This window comes from Sinorhizobium sp. BJ1, assembly GCF_002531555.1.
GTDB classification, from domain to species: domain Bacteria; phylum Pseudomonadota; class Alphaproteobacteria; order Rhizobiales; family Rhizobiaceae; genus Sinorhizobium; species Sinorhizobium fredii_B.
In genome coordinates this window covers 121,343-137,651 of the sequence record NZ_NWTH01000008.1, presented here as the reverse complement: position 1 = coordinate 137,651, position 16,309 = coordinate 121,343, and the positions used below count along the sequence as shown (strand labels likewise).

Here is a 16,309-nt window from a genome sequence, read left to right as displayed (position 1 = left end):
CACTTCAGCTGCAGATTGCTCGGCCCGAGTGTCTCAATTCCTTTCTGCCCGCACCCTGGCGCATCAGGCAGCGCGGCGCGCCCGCCCGCCATTCCCGTTCACCTGAAACCGTTCGGCAATTCTGTCGAGATCGAGCACCTCCTCGCTGAGCGCGCGGCAGGCGGCATTCGTCTCCTCGACCATGGCAGCGTTCTGCTGCGTGACCTGGTCCATCTGCTGCAGAGCGGCATTAATGCCGTCGAGCGCGGAGGATTGCTCGTCGGCGGCGGTGACGATGGCGCCGATCAGGCCGCTTACCTGCAGCATATGGCCTTCAATGCCCGTCAGCGCGGAACCTGTCTGATTGACGAGTTCGACACCGTCCGCAACCTCGCGGGCCGAGGTTTCGATCAGTGTCTTGATTTCCCTCGCCGCATTGGCCGAGCGGCTGGCAAGTTCGCGAACCTCCTGCGCGACGACCGCAAAGCCCTTGCCGGCCTCGCCCGCCCGCGCCGCCTCGACCCCTGCATTCAACGCAAGCAGGTTGGTTTGGAACGCGATCTCGTCGATGACATTGAGGATTTGCCGGATACGCGTCGAAGAACCTGCGATCCGTTCCATCGCCGCAACGGCATCGCGGACGACGGCCGCAGAGCGTTCCGCTCCGTCCTTGGCAGTCCGCATCACCAGGCTTGCTTCTCGGGCACGTTCCAGCGAGTTGCGCACCGTCGCGGTGATCTCATCGCAGGCGGCGGCCGTCTGCTCCAGCGACACGGCCTGGTGCTCGGTGCGCTTTGCCAGATCGTCGGTGGCGCTGGCGATCTCCGACGAACCGGAACGCAGCCGGCTGGTCGCCTGGAGCACGCCGGAAATGGCTTCGGCAAGCTGCCCGACGCTGCCGTTGAATTCACTGCGGAGCCGTTCGAATTCCGGCGCGAAACCGGCGTCGATATGCGCCGTGAGGTCGCCGGTCGAAAGCCGCCCCAGGCCCCCGCTCAGTCGATCGATGACGGCTCGCCGCTCCTCTTCCTCGGCTGCCCGCTGTTCTCGGAGAACCCTCTCCTGCTCCTCCTGGCGGCGGCGCTCCTCCACCGCGCGCTCACGCATGCTGCGGCGTTCGATGGCCGCCTCGCGGAAGATGGCGACGGATTTCGCCACCGCGCCAATCTCATCCGTGCGGTCCGAGAAGGGCACGGCCCGGCCGTAGTCGCCCCCGGCGAGCGTCTCCATATAGGACGACATCGCCGCCAGCGGCTGGACCGCACGGCGGCGAAAGTACCAGAGGCCGGCGGCGAGCAGCGCGACCGAGATCACCGAACTTGTCGTTGCCGCCATGGACAGCTGGTCCGTATCCACGGCTGCGGCGGCTTCCTCGCCCGCCTGGAAGGCGACAGCCATCTGCACCAGTTCGTTCACCGCAACTTCGTGATGATGGAAGCTGTCCTTCAAGGCGCCCAGCGCCTGACCAACGGCGGCACCGTCATTTGCCTGAAGCGCAGGAAGGAACTGCTTTTCCATCACCTGCCAGAAGAGGTCGGCCCTGCCGAGCACCTCGGCCTCCAGCTTCCCCATCAACGCATCGGGCGCGGATGAAGTCTTCCAATAGGCCCGCCGCTCGTCATAGGCGCGCTTCAAGGCGGTGATCTTTTCCTGATTCTTGGCGGCGAGTTCCGGACCGGAGATCGCTTCCATGGCGAGCATGTAGGATTCGACTGTGTACAAGGGCGGCGGAAGGATATCGGCGACGAGATCCTTGCCGTAGACGATCTGCGTGTAGACCGGACCGTTCACCCTCAACTTGTCGAAAGCGTATGTCTTGATGCCGATCGAGACCAATAGACCGACCGCAATGATTCCTCCGAAGGCGATCATACCGCGTGCAATATTGAGTTTCATATGTCTGCCCCGAATACACCTTCCCCGCAGGGAACCCTCGCCAAGAATGCAGAAAACAATCGTCCGAATGCCGAAAAAACGGTGTCGGTATCACTTGGAAAACAGGTGGTCATGCATCGCCGGTTCTCGCGATGCGAAATGCCCTTTACCGCAGCAGCAATCATGCTTGCGCCACACTATTTAGTTGCACTCCATCGTTGCGGAATGGTTAAGAGCCGCGGCGGGTCCGAACTAAATCGATTTTAACTGCGTGAACCGGATCCTGAGGACGTCGTTGTGTCCCCTCAGACGCACGACGATGGATTGAGTGCGACTGCGCTTCAGGGCCTGTCGAGCACGGCGACCAGGAGATCGATTGCTGCAAAGACATCCATCGGCTTCCAGTCTGCCGGGTTGCGGTAGCTCGGATAGAGACCGAGCACGGCAGCGGTGAGTTGGTCGGCCGTCGGTCTCGCCACGGCGCGGCGTGCCAACGCGAATTCGGCCCTTGGGCCTACCCTATCTTCCGTCAGCCCCCATCCGGCATAAAAGGGCACCGCGTAGCAGCGCACCGGTATTCCTCTCAGCAGCGCATCGAAGCCGACCTGGCTGGAAACGGTCCAGACCTCGCCGACGACGTCGAGGATCGAGGCGACTGACACCTTGTCGGCGAGCAGAATGACGCCAGGAGTGCTGGCGGCACGCTCCGTCAGGTAACCCTTGCGATGGCCCGCCATGACGTCCGGATGGGTACGGACGACGCATTGGGCGCCGCTCGCCAGCGCATCGTCCAGCATTCGATCGAACGAGCGGCGGCTGCCGAGTGCGCGTGACACCGAAACATCGCCGAGGACCTGATCCACCAGGAGGATCCGCCGTCGGCTGCTCGGCTCGATCGCCGGTTGGCGATGCGGCAGGTTGTTGTATTTGGAAAGCCTGTGTTCGACCATCCGCTCCCGGATGCGCTGGCCGAATGCGTGATGTCCGCCGCCTGCGGCCGCGGCGATCAACAGCTCGAGCCGCGACGCCTTGCCGCCGTCGACCGGCAATGCCAGATCGTCAGCAATGATCGAAACCGGCGCAGCTCCGTCCTTGCCGAGGCCGACCGAACGCAGGAAACCGTCCTCGAGGTGCCAGTGCGGCAGCCGCCGTGCGCGGGCGACCGCCATCGCCGTCTTTGCGGGGATACGCCCGCCCCAGGAGACGATGCCCTCGATCCCGGGCGACAGCGACGATGCGAGCGTTTGGCCGCCGAAATAGCGTCCGAGCCATGGAAAGGCCTGACGCACAAAGAAGGTCGCACCGAGGCGGCTGCCCGGCCCTGGCCACCAGGTCTTGCCAACGCTTTCGGGCAAGCTATCCATGCTTTGCGACACCCCATGCAGCTTTCGGCCGATGCGCGCGTCCTTCGACCGCCCTGCCGATCCGGGACCAAAAATCAGGTTAGGCGGGGAAATGCAATCGCTAACTCGGCGCGCCTCGCCGGGGCGCGTCAGCGACCAACTCAGCTGTCCTCGAGTTCCACCAGGAAATAGGTCGTCGGCCCATAGGGCGTGTCGTTCGACAGACGGAATGTGACGGCGCCTGTGCCGCTGCGCACCGGCGGATAGACGGTACCGTCCAGGCCGACCGGAGATATCCTCCACCTGGCGGCCCCTCTCTCAAGCGCCAGATCGACATGGCCCTCGCGGATCAGCACCGGAAGTGTGCCGAAATCCTCGATCACCTTTTCCTCGCTGTCGCGGAAGATCATCCCGCTGTTCCGGGCGTCCGTTGCGAAGATCAGCAGCATGCGGCGGCTTTCAGCGAGCGAAGGCTGGCGATCGATGGCCGCCAGGGCAACGAGCCCGTCTCCATCCGCCTGCTCGATGCTGAGAACGCCGAGATCGATCGGCACGCGAAGCGAGGAGAAAGCCGCCGCCTCGGTCGCCGGCGTCGAGACCCGCAACTGCCCGGCGCGGCGATCAAGCACGATCTGCCCGGTGTCGCTCTCGTAGATCCCGCTTTGCGTGCCGGTCTTATTGTTGCGAGGCAGCGAGCGGCTTTCGCGAAGAGCTGCCAGCACGTCGTCTGCACCCTGTGTACGCGGCTGCGCTACGCCGGCCGCGTCGTCGTCGACACGATCCGCAGGAACGAGGCCTATGCCGCCGATCAAGGCGAGTTCGGTGAGGCGCTCGGGCTCGCGCGCCTGCATGTCCTCGCCAAGATCCTCCCCGCCGTGCACGGCAACGGGGATGGTAATCCCGGAGGTCGCCACATCGCCGCGCCGATACAAAAGGGCCGCCAGCGTTTCGCCGGCCCGTGCCACCGGATCGAGCGCGATCGCATAGGGAAGCATCGCCTTCTTGTGCGGATAGGGTTCGCCATAGGCAAGGACGATCGGCCCATGGCCATGCCGGCACAGCACGTCCCAGCCCTGTAGCGATGCATAGGCCGGCAGCACCAGCCCCGCCTCGTAGCGGTAGCGGTTCCAGAACAGGTGGTCGTACTCGCTCACGATGAAGGGCTTTCCGAACCAGCGCGCCGCGGCGATCATCCGCATGTAATTGGCACCGTCGGCGATAGAACTCACCTGCAGGAGAGCGCTTCCCGGCGCATAGCCGCCGACCCAGTCATGATAGGTGTTCATGGTGACCACTTCGAGATCGCGCCTGCTGAGCGCGGTCTGAAGGGTAGGCCAGTTGTTATAGGTGCTGATCAGGCCTCTATAGCCGAGATCGCGCAGTATCTTGCTCATCCGAGCGGTCGACGCTCGCTCCAAGTCGGTGAAGAATGCCTGCAGATCACGCATGCGGGCGCTGTCGGCATAGCGGTCGGGCGGAAGCCGGACCGTACCCATTTCCAGCCGTTCGTCGGCGCCAAGCTCTCTCCAGGTCTGGGCGAGTTGTCCGGTCGAGGCGTAGCGCTTCGCAAGCCACTGGTTGAAAGGCGCGGCAAGCGCCGCGTCATAAGCGGGTTCGCCCGGTCGGTCATGCACGACGCCGTCGAACTCGATGCCGTTTTCGTTGGCGAGGATCACCAGCGCCAACGCATCGTCGCGGATGGGCGCGACACCGGTATAGGGATTGACCCTCCCCAGGAACTTCTCCTGCAGCGTCCTCCAATGGGCGAAGGCCTCTTCATCCAGGTGCAGGCGCAACTTGAGATCGCCATTTGCATCCCAGCGGTCGTCATAACCGCCGTAGGCGCCGCGTGGCGACGAGAGCCCGTCGACGATCCAGTAGATGCCGTTGCGCTTCAGCGCCGCGAGCAGGTAGTGAATGCGATCGAGGGTTTCCGGATCGAAGTCGAAATCCTTCTGCCGGCCGAACATCAGGCTCGCATCGGTAAAATGCAGCCGCGCTATGTTATAGCCGTGAAGCGCCAGTTGGCGCGCGTAGCGCTCCGCGCCGTCATGATCGGGAAAGCCGCCTGAGGCCGGGCTCCAGGCGAGCGAAGCGCAAAGCATCCGCAGCGGCTTTTCCGGCGCCTTTGCATAGGCCAGGCGCCCGCCCCCGCCCGCGACAAGGCGGTGCTCCGCGTCAATCGCGCCATTGGGCAGGAAGCTGGAAAAATCGAGGGGACTTCCCGATTGGACCTCCAGCGAGACGTCGCGGACAGGCACCCATTCGTCCGAGGCATCGGCCCGCGGCATATGTGCGCCAAGGAAGATTACCGCCGCGGCAAGCAGTAAACGCATCGTCACGCCGGATTTCCAAGGATTCTGCTCTCGATCGGTTCGTCGGGTTGGCGACGGCTTCCAAGCATCCCGACGGGCAACGCTGCCGCGTGGAAAAACCAGGCGATGACCGTGTAGAGCCCCATGCCGAGGCTACGCTTCTTAATACTCGCCAGCGCAACGACACCTGCGATCATGGCGAGGACGGCTCCGATCGCTGCAACCTTGTTCGGGAGGAAGACAACCAGGCAAACGCAGAACAGCCACCAGAGATGCACGAGCCCCCAGAGCCTGAGTTCGGGCAGCTCGCGCAGGAGCTGGAGGAAATAGGGCTTGCCGAGCGAAGCACGCAAGAGCTCGCCGATGCCGTAGAGATATTTGCTCTTCCAGCGACGCACGAGCAGCCGGTAGGAGTTGACGGTGTGGCCAAAGTGCTGGACGAACCGCCGATCGAGGCGGTGAAGCCACCAGCCGGCGCTCCTCAGGCGGATGCCGAGATCGAACTCCTCATAGCCGTGCAGGTTGCGATCCGAGAGGTAACCGACATCTTCGATGGCGCTGCGCCTGTAAAGCCCGCCACCATTCATGCGGTCGATCGACCCCGTGCGATTTTCCGGGGCGTTGCGGTGGACGCGCCGGGCAAATTCCAGGTTGGCGATGTGCATCTCCTCGACGTGGCCGGTCACGCCCGCGACAGTCGGATTGTCGTCGAGGAAGCGGACGGCCTCGTCGAGAAAGCCGGCATCCAGCAGCATGTCGCCGTCGATGAGGCAGACGTAGTCGTGGCGGGAATATTGAAAACCGAGTTGCGGCCCGATCCCGCAGCTCGGACGCGCCGGCGGGGTGATCTGCGCGATGACAATCGGATATTGCGAGGCGATTTCGACCGTGGCGTCCGACGATCCGCTGTCGGCAAGGATGACTTCGCCCCCTTGACCCTGAAGCGCCGCCAACGCGCTCTCGATCGTTGCGGCAATACGCTTCTCTTCATTCAAGGTCTTGATAATAACGGATATCCCCAAGAAGGCCCCCAGAAAGATTGCGCCGTGTTCCGCTCGCCGCGCCTATGCCGTCAAATGCACTAAGCCGAACTTTCTACCTGCGATGGTTTGAGTTTTGGTTTACTTTGCCAGCCTCGCAAATGCCTCCAGTGGCGGGCGGCAAACAAGGCTGCACCGACACCGCATGCTGCACCGGCCATCTTGACCGCAATGTCCTCCATCCGCGCGTGGCGGTCAGCCGACAGCATCTGCAGCAATTCGAAACCGACCGCCGCTCCAAGCACCATGCCCAGAACAAGCGGGAGCCGTCGCGGACAGGCGGTCACGAAGAGGAAGCCTATCAGCCCGTAGGCGCCGAACCGCTCGACGTGAACCGACGTTCCGATACGCGGCCGCATGCCGATCGGCGACAGCGTCGAATAGGCGACCAGCGCCAGGAGGAGCCATGCGAGAACCGTGGCCGCACGCCTGAGATCCATGACCCGTTGCCTGTTTCTATCGGCCATCTCGCCGCATTGCGCTCGGCTCATCTTGCAAGCGCTCGATAGATCGCAAGCGTCTTTTGCGCCACACTTGCCCAACTGTGGGTCGATTCCACGTGGGCCATCTGCGAACGGACCTCGTCGTCACTGGGGGGATTTGCAATCTTTCTGGCGATCGCAGCGGCAAGGGCATCTATGTCGCCGAGCGGGAAATAGTCGGCCGCCGGCAGGCCGAGTTCGCGATTGGCGACGATGTCGCTTGCCAGGACCGGCAGGCCATGAGCCATGGCCTCCAGCAGGGCGATCGGCATGCCTTCGTGACTGGAGGGCAGGACGAACAGTGCCGCATTGGCAAAGAGTTCCGCCAGCCTGTCGCCCGATTGGAAGCCGGTCATGACCACGTCGGGCACGCTATCGGCCATCGCCCTCACCTCATCCGCATAGGGCGTCTCGAACTCCGCGCTACCCGCCAGGACGAGCTTGACGCCGTTATCGCCCAGACGTGCGAATGCCTGGACGAGATCGGTCTGGCGCTTTTCCGGAACGAGCCGCGCCGCAAGCAGAATGTAACGGCGGCGCGTGAGGCCGAACTCATTGAGTATGCCGGTTCCGGCGCGCCCCGGCGAAACAGCGACGCCGTTCGGGACGAAGGCAACCGGCACCTTGTAGCGCTCGCCCATTGTCTTCACGATTTCCTTCGAAATGGCGATCCGCCCATGAGCAAGCCGCATGCCCATGCGCTCCCCAAGCTTCAGTATGCGCTTGGCGAAGGTGCCCCATTTCTGCCGGTCATAATCATAGCCGTGATGCGTGACCACGACCCTCATGCGCAAGAGCCTCGCCAGGGGAACCAGCAAGGCGGGGCCGATCGCATGGATATGCAGGACGTCCGGCCGGCGCAGCGCGGCGAAACAGACGCCGACGAAGGTGTGGACGATGGCCTCCAGCGCCATCAGCCGGGGTGCCCAAAGCGGGAAGACGCGAATCGCACCCCAGGCGTAGGACGAGGATTTCGAAAGATAGCGCTGTCGCCCGATGACGTCGACGCTCCAGCCAAGGGCCACGAGCCTGGTGGAAAGCATCTCGACATGTTTCTCCACGCCGCCCTGCACGTCCGGTATCCCACGCAGGCCCAGCATCATCACGCGCGGACGCGCAGCCGTATTCGCAAGGGACGGGAGAAAACCGTCGAGCTCCTCCGGCGATAATGCCGCGCCGTCGAGGCCGGGGGGTGGTCCCTCGAGCAGCGCGGTCGTCGCAGCGGCCCCGGCATGGACGGAGAGGAGCTTTTCGGGAAACCGCTCGCCGCTGCCACGTGCCGCATGGATCGACGTCGCCGAACCCCTCGTCTGCTGCGGACCGTGATCTCGCGAGACTGCAGTCTGACTGCTCATGGTTGTACCTGTCCCGAAAGTTCCCTTTGGACAGCTTTTACGGGAAGAACACTTTCGCCCGGCGTAAGAACATCGCTAAACTTTTAGGAGAGTGGCCGAAAACCAGACGTCGGGGCTTCAGCGTCTTCTGCGACGGCGTTCCGAAGCCTCACAGCGGGAGAGCGGCCGCCTTTGTATCCGCAGCGGCATCGCTGCCTAGGCACCCAGCGATGCGTAGAGATCGAGAGTCCTCGCCCGATAGGCCGCGGCGGAAAATTCGCTGGAGATCCAGGATCGACCCTCCGCTCCCATGCGGCCGCGCGCGCCAGGCGAAAGCGCCGCCATTTCGCGCAGCGCCCTTGCGAGTTCTTCCGGCTGCCCGGAGGCCGCCAGCAGCCCGGTTTCGCCTTCCCTCACCATCTCCGGAATGCCGCCGATCGCCGTGCCGATGACCGGACGCTGCAGCGCGTAGGTTTCGAGGACGCTGATCGGCGCATTCTCGTACCATTCCGACGGAAGCACGAGGGCGCGGGATTCACCGATAAGGCGGTGCAGCTTCTCGCCGGAGAGATAACCGGCGAAGGTGACGTCGGCACCGAGTTCGGCCGCCAATCGGCGAAGGCTCGCCTCTTCCGGGCCGGTCCCGGCGACGACCAGCCGCTCTCCCGAAAGAGCGATCGCCCTGATCAGCGTCGCCAAGCCTTTTTCCGGCGCCAGGCGGCCGGCGAAGACAAAATAGTCGCCCTCCTGCCAATCGGTGCGAAAGATCGAAACATCGACGAAATTGGGTATGTGGACCATCTTATCGCGCGGCCAGCCCCATTCGGCGAGCTTTTCCAGGTAGAAGCGGCTCGGCACGACGAGGCGATCCACCTTTTCGCGATAAAGTCCGAGCAGACGATGCACCATCGTTTCGGCCAGCACGACGGCGCTCAGGGGCACCGAATCCTTGACACAGCGATGGCGTAGCACGTTGTAGATTTTCCCACCCCGACAGTCTTCGCAGACCTTGCCGTCGCGAAGCATCTTGTAAGAGGGGCAGGCGAGCTTGAGATCGTGAACCGTCATGACCACCGGAATGCCTGCGGACTTCAGGGTGGAGAAGATCGCCGGCGACAGATGGTGATAGACATTATGGGCATGCGCGATTGATGGGCGCCTGTGGTCGATCAACCGACGGATATTGCGTTGGGCTTCGAGCGAATAGATGACGCTTGCCGCCTGAACCGCCTTGCGAATCAGACCAGTCCGCCGGCCATATTCGATCTCGGAGACGAAATAGTCCGACCAGGGCGAATGCTCGTTGCTGTCGTGCCGCATGGCGAAGGGCACGACGTCCCAGCCGACTTCGCCGAACATGCTCATATGATCGAAGAAGACCGCCTCCGCTCCGCCGCGGCGATAGAAGTAGTTGTTGATTGCCAGCAGGCGCTTCCCGGCCTTCTCGACTTCAGGCACCGCGGCCCCCTACCAATTGATCCGGTCGAGCACCTGGTCGACCGGTAGCACGCGGCATCCCTTCTCGACGGCATAGCGGACGAGACGGTCGAAGGTTTCCGGCGTACAGCCATAGGGGGTCGGCCGCGGCGCGATGTCATGCGTGAAAAAGATGAGCCAGCCGGGCGCATCCACCAGCTCGTCGATCCATCGGGTCAGCGCCTGGGCATGCTGCTCCGGCTGGCGGATTTCGACGGCCTTGAGCATCAGCGGATCCACGGATCCTCGATTAATGGCCTCGCCGCCGGCGCGGCAGGACCGATACCGCCGGCGCAGCTCGGGACGGGCCAAGGGCCAGCCGGCGTTATAGGGGAAGGCGAAATTGGACGCGGGCGGCGCGACGCCGACGCTTTTCAGGTACTTCGCATTGCGGTCGAGATCGGCGGCGAGGCCGCCCGCGGTGCGTACTCTGCGGTGCGCAAAAGTGTGGCAGCCGATCTCGTGCCCACGCGCCAGCAGTTCGCCGCATCCCTCCGGCGTGATCAGCGTCCGGTCCTTTTCCACCTGCCCCGCTAAGCCGCCGGCGATGTAGAAAGTTCCACGAACGTCGTATCGCTCGAGAATCCCCGCCCCTTCGTGAAGCGCGCTGTCCGGCACGTCGTCGAAGGTGAAGGACACGAGCGGTACGTCCGTTTCCAGCTTGCGCTGCGACCGAACGAACTGCCAGATAGCCCGGTTGGCCAGCCTGTCGACGAGCCCGCCGATCTTTCCTTCCACGTCAAGCATGAGCGACACGTTTCCTTATTTCGGGGACGGCACCGTCCGCCAGCGCGGCGCTCGATTGCAGGTGCAGTCCGTAGAGAGCAAAGACGAAAGTGAACCAGAGAAAGCTTCCGCCTTCGAAGAAGAGGGTCTCGAGACCGGCGTGGAAGATCGTGTAGAGCCAGATGCGGACGTAAAGCCGTGTCAGAGGCGCTTTCTCGCGGTCAGGCGCGATGCGGGAAATGTCGCGAATCGGCAGCAGGATAAGCCAGACCAACGTCAGCAAGAGCCCCGGGAAGCCGGTGGTCAAGGCAATGTCCAGATAGGAATTGTGGCCGTTCGCCGCCGCGACCGCCCAGGTCTCCACCGAGCCGCCGCTATAGACCAACTCCTCCGTCTGCCAAAACGCCCTGAAGCCGTACCCGGTCAGTGGCCGCTCGGCGAGCGCCGAGAAGGCGAAACGCCAGATGTCCGAGCGATTTGTGAATGTCGCATCGATTCCAAGACCGCTGATGAACTCGCCAAGCGGCCTGAAGACCGCCGAACCGACGGCGAAGAGATTGAACAGGCCGACGCCGCCGATGACGATCGGGGCACGCAGCAGGCGCATCTTTTCGAAAAGCCAGCCGAGAATCAGGATCGCCGGCAGCATCGCCGTCGAGGTTTTCCCGCCAGTGTTGACGAGAAAAAGGAACGACAGCGTAAAGATCGCAAGGCCCGCAATGCGCGACCAGCTGCGCGCGACGAAAAGCCCGAAGAAGGCGGCCAGCACCATGGCCGAGGCCGCGCTGTTCTTGTGCGGAAAGTGGCCGCGCCACAGTCCGGCATTCATCGGCTCGCGCAATTCGGACGCCTGATGGATGGCGAGCGTCGGTTTGAAGAGAATGCCGTAATAGGCGAACCCCAGCATGATCAGGCTGCCGATCCCCAGCATCTTGGCGAAGTGGCGCTCGGACGCGGGAAGCAGCAGATAGATGCTGGCATTGACCGTCATCATCGTCGAGAGAACGATGCCTTTGATGCCGAGCATCGGATGGGCGGAGATCAGCGAGACGAGGAGGAACCAGAAGTAGAGGATGGCCAGAAGCATGCGGGGCTGCAGGATGATTTCCCGCATCGGATGCAGCAGGCCAAAACCGAGCATGCCGGCGGACAGCAGCAGCGCCAGGATCTGGTTCAGGCGGTTGGAGTTTGCGGCAGAAGGATCGAGGATCGCCTCGCCCGTCAGATCGACAAAGGGCGTGATCGACACCCACAGAAAGAGAAAGGTCGCCAGGAAGAGGAAGGCGCCAACGCGCATCCTCAAGCCATCAGGCGCACTGGTCTCCGCATAGGCAGCGCTGGTCATTGCCGGCCTGGCTCCCCGGCCGCCGGCCGCTGACCGCGAACATAGTTCCACAGGCCAAGCGCCAGCGCGAGCCCGATACCTGCGGCGAGACCAAGCGCGGCGCCGACGACGAGCAGGATGGAGGTCCGCGGCGGCCAGCTGCGCGAATTCGGCGGCATGGCGCGCGAAATGACGCGGATATTGGTCGTATCGATCTGCTGGCGCTCGGTGATCTGCTGGGCACGCGCCAGGTGGGTTTCGTAGATCGCCGCCTTGGTGCGCGCGTCGCGCTCGAGGTCGCGAAGGTGGACCTGCGCCTCGTTGTCGGAGAAAACGTTCGACTGTTCGTCGTCGGCCTTCGCTCTCAAAGCGCCGAGCGACGAGCGTTCCCGCTCGAAATCCGCCTTGGCGCGCTCAGCTATGCGCCGCGCTTCCTGGTTTATGCCGCCCTCGAGCGTCGCGCGCTCGGAGCGCGCCGCGGCAAGGCGCGGATGCCTTTCGCCATAGGTGAGCTGCATGGCACCGATCTGCTGCTGCAGGGCGTTGTACTGCTGGCGCAGGTTCGTCATGTCGGCCGATTCGAACACCGAGGCGCTGGTCGTCTGTCCTTGCGCGATCGCCGCACTCATCTGCTTGTAGCGCGTCTCGGCCTGGATGAAGCGCTGTTGTGCACCGAGCACTTGGGTATTGAGTTCGCTCGAGAGCTGATTGCTGACGAGCTCGCCATTGGCGGACAACAATCCGTTCTCGCGCCGGAAATCCTCGACCTTCCTTTCCGCCTCGGTGACGTTCCGGCGCAATTCATCGAGCCGCGCATTGAGGTTCTGCGCCACGCGGCCGGCGCTCTCAGCCGCCGATTGGAAGAGTTCCGCTTCGAAGGCGTCGACGATCGCGCCGGAGAGGGCGACGGCCTTTTCCGGTTCCTCGCTCCAAACCTCGAGAACGACGACGAAGGAGCGCTCCTCGCGACGCGCTTCGACCCTTTCCGACAAGGCGCGAATGGCCGTCAATTCCTTGTCGGCCTTGCTGTCTCCCGCTGAGAACAACGCCATCAACGCCGCCAGCGGTGACGGTTTGACGAATTCGGTATCGTTCGCCAGCGCAAGCTTGTCGATGACGCGCTTCAGGACGTTGCGCGACGTCAGGATCCTGAGCTTGCTTTCGACCTCCAGCAATTGTGCGTCGCGCTGCGGATTGCTGGTAAAGACGTCGTCGCTGACGACGTTGAGGTTGGAGGGGTCCACGACGAGGTCGGTATAAACTGTGTAGCGCGGTGTCGCCGTGACCGCATAGGCAAGCGTGGCGGCGACGCAAAGGACGAACGCAAGGACAATCCACCTGACCCCGTCGCGCAGCCAAAGGATGACGTCGTCGATGCCGACGCTGCCAAGCCTGTGAAGCTGCGGAAAATACGCGCCGACGATCGGGCGGCTGGGCTGGACCACTGATACTGCCGGTGCAACATCCGGCTCTTTCTGGTCAGGAATTTCCCGCGCCTCAGGCACAGGCGCCGTTTCCTCGTCCATTGCCGGAACGAGGTCCAGCAGCGAGCCGCCGGCGGCTCGCCGCGACTGACGCGTCTCCACGCGCAATCCTTGCTCTAAGGGCTCGCTCCGCCGATACATCCGTTTTTCCCCACGCATGCCCTTGAAGCCACCGAAGAGCACTGCCCTGCATTGCATCTCCTGTTAAGAATTAGGAGCGCAGGGTGAATATTCCGTTAAGACCTGCATGCGGCCGGTAACCTTTGGCGAGGCTCAAAAATCGGTCAATAGCCGGCTCCAGCTTTCCGACGCTAGGCCGCCGATATAGATGTCGTTGCCGAGCGCCGCCTCCTTGATGTCGGCGTGGCGGGTGACCAAGCAGAAATAGCCGCGGTGGCGGAAGCACAGCCACCGCTGGCGCGAAATCGCGTTCATCAGGAACGGCTGTGCCATGCCCGTGGCGACCGCATAGCCTTCCGCGTCGAGACAGGCGAACATGGCCGCCGTGACATCGGCTTCGCAACCTTCTTCGCAAAGCACGTTGAGAACGTTCGCCATGCCCCCGGGCTTGCCGAAGAACAGGAAGGCCCCGATCGTGCGGCCGTCGTCGCGTATGACGTTCCTCGACTGCAGCACCCCGAGGCTCTTGTTCATCGAGGCGATGTTGACGAGCCAATCGAACTCGGATTTCGACCAAGCGGGACGGATTGAAAAACGCTCAAGCATCGGCGCGGCGCAGCGGAGAAATTCATCCAGGCTTGCTGCCTGCACGTGGCAGCCCGGCGCGCCGAGCGGTCTTGTTGACGGGCTCCATCGGCGCAGCACGCGATCGATCGACCGCAGCGCGCCGACGACGAGACGAGCTTTGAGCATCGGAATGCGCCGCCCTGCAAGGATGGCGACCGCAGCGAGTGGCCGGAGGAAGCGCTGCCATTCTAGGCTCTGGATCGGCAGGATGACGCCTCCGCCGGCAACGCAATGGTCGGCACTTACCGGAGAGGAACTGTCGGAAAAGCAGAGATCCTGGCGCGCCGCCCGGACGCCGCGAGCAAGACGCGCGGCGCCCGCCGCTGCGGCCTTGCCGTCGACCATGAAGGCGCAGAGGAGGCGCGCCACGATCCGGCGGCCATCGACATCGAATTCCATCGGCACGGAAAGAATGGCGCTATCGATGTCGCCGTTGCCGTTCTCATGCACGACGCCGCCCTGTTCAGGCGAATAGAAGGGGCTTCCGAAGAAAACGGTCTCCATATACCGGTCCAGATCCTCCCCGGCCGCACTGTCGCGACGGCGGAAGACCTTGTTGAACAGCCTTCCGATCGCCGGGATATCGCTGCGTGCCAAGGCGCGCGTGCCGGGGCATTGCGGTTCCACGACGGTCGCCGGATGAAGCACAATCTTCGGCAATTCAATTCCCATGCACGACTCCCGCCTGAAACTCGCGAGCTGCCCGCTCCCGGTCGCGCCGCACGAAGCGCAGAAAAACGCCCCATGTAGCGACCACCATGGCGATCTCGATGACGTAGAAGGAGATGAAGGTGCCGGCCGGCGGGGCGTACCAGCTCGCCCCCGCGGCAAGCCCGGCCCCGACGATGCTTCCGAGCCCCATGACGGTGGCGCGGGGGGCGTGGTAGCCCGAGGCACCCAGGGCTTCCACGGCCACCGACCAGATGGCGAGCGGCACCACAACCCATGCGAGGCCCCGTACGAAGCCGACGAGGGAGACATATTCGTGCCCGAACAGATAAGGCAGGACCGGCGCCAGCACGAAGACCGTCAGCGCCGCTGCAAGGCCGATGCCGGTCGCGGCGGCAAGCACGCGGAGCACCCGCTGCAAGGCGTGGTGCAGGCCGGCTGCGGTCATCCGCGCCGAGCCCGGATAGATGAGGCGATTGAGCGCCTCGACGGACAGGAAGCTGCTCTCGAGCATCCGCCTTGCCACGCTGTAGCTCGAAACGATCTCGGCTGTGGTGACGAGGCTCAGGACGAGCAGGTCGGCGTTCTGCCTCAAGGCGCGCAGGATGAACGGAATGCTGAAATAGAGGCCCTGCGGCAATTCCTCCCGCACGATACGGTAGCGCGGTGCGCCGAGGCCCTTGATCGCCCAGAGACAGGCCAAAGCGACCACGACGTGGCAGATGAATTGCCAGACGGCCCAGGACGCCACGGTCGAGACGCCGAAAACCAGACACGCGAGCGCCGCCGCTACGGTGCGCGCGACGGCGAAGCCGACGACCGCCATGTTCGCGGATGCGAAATCGGAATGGGCAATGAAGATCTGTTCGACGAGAACGATGATGCGGACCAGGACGATGTTGGTGAGCAACATCAGCGCGATCACTGCAAAGTTGTCGATCGGATCCGGTGAAAGCGCAAAGAAGAACGGCAGCGTGACGGCGCCGGCCAGCACGAGGACAATCCCGCTTGCCGCCGTGAGCAGGATATTGTGGCCGAGCATGTCGGGATAGATCGTGCGATCCCTCGCAACGCGCCGTACCAGGCATTCCATGGCCCCCAATCCGCAGAGATGTACCGCGATGCTGGCGACGGCGGTAATGGCGACGAAGACGCTGAATTCGTGGACGCCGAGAAAGCGGGCGAGGATCGCGAAGGTGAGAAGCTGCGCCGCGGAACCAAGCACGAGACTGCCGCCGGATGCCGCATAGGACAGGATCATCGGCAGGAAAGGCTTGTAGCCGCGCGATTCCGTTAAGCCTTCCGAAGACATCCGACCTGCCTTGTCGATTTGTGCCACGGGTTCGGCGCCCGAAAGATCGTCCCTTGGTACGACCCTTCCGCCGATTCCCCCGGGGCGCAGACTAAAGGGCAGAGATGATTGGGCGGTTAACATACGCCCATCAATTGTATTTCAGCTTCCGTTTACCCGAGTGCGCTAGTGTCCGCGGGACCCGAAAACCATCCGATAACTGA

The 16,309-nt window shown here is 63.5% G+C and carries 12 protein-coding genes; all 12 read right to left on the bottom strand.

All coding sequences use genetic code 11. From position 1 onward, the window contains the following. Positions 1 to 63 precede the first annotated feature (63 nt). The 12 genes from CO676_RS13870 to CO676_RS13815 all read right to left on the bottom strand — a co-directional run bounded on the left by CO676_RS13870 (position 64) and on the right by CO676_RS13815 (position 16,106). Positions 64 to 1,875, bottom strand: coding sequence for a HAMP domain-containing methyl-accepting chemotaxis protein (locus CO676_RS13870; RefSeq protein ID WP_097521473.1), 1,812 nt, complete (start codon positions 1,873 to 1,875; stop codon positions 64 to 66). A 320-nt stretch (positions 1,876 to 2,195) separates the two neighbouring features. After that, a complete protein-coding gene (locus tag CO676_RS13865; RefSeq protein ID WP_097521472.1) occupies positions 2,196 to 3,218 on the bottom strand; it encodes a capsular biosynthesis protein in 1,023 nt (340 codons plus the stop codon). A 140-nt stretch (positions 3,219 to 3,358) separates the two neighbouring features. After that, complete coding sequence (locus CO676_RS13860; protein WP_097521471.1) at positions 3,359 to 5,533, bottom strand: glycoside hydrolase; 2,175 nt, start codon at positions 5,531 to 5,533, stop codon at positions 3,359 to 3,361. 2 nt (positions 5,534 to 5,535) lie between these two features. Further along, positions 5,536 to 6,534 carry a glycosyltransferase gene (locus CO676_RS13855; RefSeq protein ID WP_097521470.1) on the bottom strand — a complete coding sequence of 333 codons (999 nt, stop codon included), beginning with the start codon at positions 6,532 to 6,534 and terminating at the stop codon, positions 5,536 to 5,538. Positions 6,535 to 6,593: 59 nt separating this feature from the next. Continuing rightward, a complete protein-coding gene (locus CO676_RS13850) occupies positions 6,594 to 6,992 on the bottom strand; it encodes a VanZ family protein (protein WP_179875486.1) in 399 nt (132 codons plus the stop codon). Positions 6,993 to 7,039: 47 nt separating this feature from the next. Continuing rightward, on the bottom strand, positions 7,040 to 8,389 hold the full coding sequence (locus CO676_RS13845) for a glycosyltransferase family 4 protein (protein ID WP_097521469.1): 1,350 nt from the start codon (positions 8,387 to 8,389) through the stop codon (positions 7,040 to 7,042). Positions 8,390 to 8,584: 195 nt separating this feature from the next. Next, on the bottom strand, positions 8,585 to 9,826 hold the full coding sequence (locus CO676_RS13840; protein ID WP_097521468.1) for a glycosyltransferase family 4 protein: 1,242 nt from the start codon (positions 9,824 to 9,826) through the stop codon (positions 8,585 to 8,587). 9 nt (positions 9,827 to 9,835) lie between these two features. Then, positions 9,836 to 10,591 (bottom strand): polysaccharide deacetylase family protein, encoded by a 756-nt coding sequence (locus CO676_RS13835; RefSeq protein ID WP_097521467.1) that lies wholly within the window; start codon positions 10,589 to 10,591, stop codon positions 9,836 to 9,838. Then, complete coding sequence (locus CO676_RS13830; RefSeq protein WP_097521466.1) at positions 10,584 to 11,915, bottom strand: O-antigen ligase; 1,332 nt, start codon at positions 11,913 to 11,915, stop codon at positions 10,584 to 10,586. Before CO676_RS13830 ends, CO676_RS13835 begins: the two co-directional genes overlap by 8 nt. Further along, positions 11,912 to 13,519, bottom strand: coding sequence for a GumC family protein (locus tag CO676_RS13825; RefSeq protein ID WP_097521465.1), 1,608 nt, complete (start codon positions 13,517 to 13,519; stop codon positions 11,912 to 11,914). The genes CO676_RS13830 and CO676_RS13825 overlap by 4 nt, the downstream gene beginning before the upstream one ends. Positions 13,520 to 13,651: 132 nt before the next feature. Continuing rightward, entirely contained in the window at positions 13,652 to 14,797 is a 1,146-nt protein-coding gene (locus CO676_RS13820; RefSeq protein ID WP_097521464.1) for a GNAT family N-acetyltransferase, read from the bottom strand. Further along, positions 14,787 to 16,106, bottom strand: coding sequence for a lipopolysaccharide biosynthesis protein (locus CO676_RS13815; protein ID WP_097521463.1), 1,320 nt, complete (start codon positions 16,104 to 16,106; stop codon positions 14,787 to 14,789). Before CO676_RS13815 ends, CO676_RS13820 begins: the two co-directional genes overlap by 11 nt. Between the last annotated feature and the right edge of the window lie 203 nt (positions 16,107 to 16,309).

Excerpts from the sequence above, each read along its gene's own strand:
- CO676_RS13865 (WP_097521472.1), bottom strand. The coding sequence starts at position 3,218 with ATGGATAGCTTGCCCGAAAGCGTTGGCAAGACCTGGTGGCCAGGGCCG.
- CO676_RS13820 (WP_097521464.1), bottom strand. The coding sequence starts at position 14,797 with ATGGGAATTGAATTGCCGAAGATTGTGCTTCATCCGGCGACCGTCGTG.
- CO676_RS13825 (WP_097521465.1), bottom strand. The coding sequence starts at position 13,519 with ATGTATCGGCGGAGCGAGCCCTTAGAGCAAGGATTGCGCGTGGAGACG.
- CO676_RS13860 (WP_097521471.1), bottom strand. The coding sequence starts at position 5,533 with ATGCGTTTACTGCTTGCCGCGGCGGTAATCTTCCTTGGCGCACATATG.
- CO676_RS13870 (WP_097521473.1), bottom strand. The coding sequence starts at position 1,875 with ATGAAACTCAATATTGCACGCGGTATGATCGCCTTCGGAGGAATCATT.
- CO676_RS13850 (WP_179875486.1), bottom strand. The coding sequence starts at position 6,992 with ATGGATCTCAGGCGTGCGGCCACGGTTCTCGCATGGCTCCTCCTGGCG.
- CO676_RS13830 (WP_097521466.1), bottom strand. The coding sequence starts at position 11,915 with ATGACCAGCGCTGCCTATGCGGAGACCAGTGCGCCTGATGGCTTGAGG.
- CO676_RS13845 (WP_097521469.1), bottom strand. The coding sequence starts at position 8,389 with ATGAGCAGTCAGACTGCAGTCTCGCGAGATCACGGTCCGCAGCAGACG.
- CO676_RS13815 (WP_097521463.1), bottom strand. The coding sequence starts at position 16,106 with ATGTCTTCGGAAGGCTTAACGGAATCGCGCGGCTACAAGCCTTTCCTG.
- CO676_RS13835 (WP_097521467.1), bottom strand. The coding sequence starts at position 10,591 with ATGCTTGACGTGGAAGGAAAGATCGGCGGGCTCGTCGACAGGCTGGCC.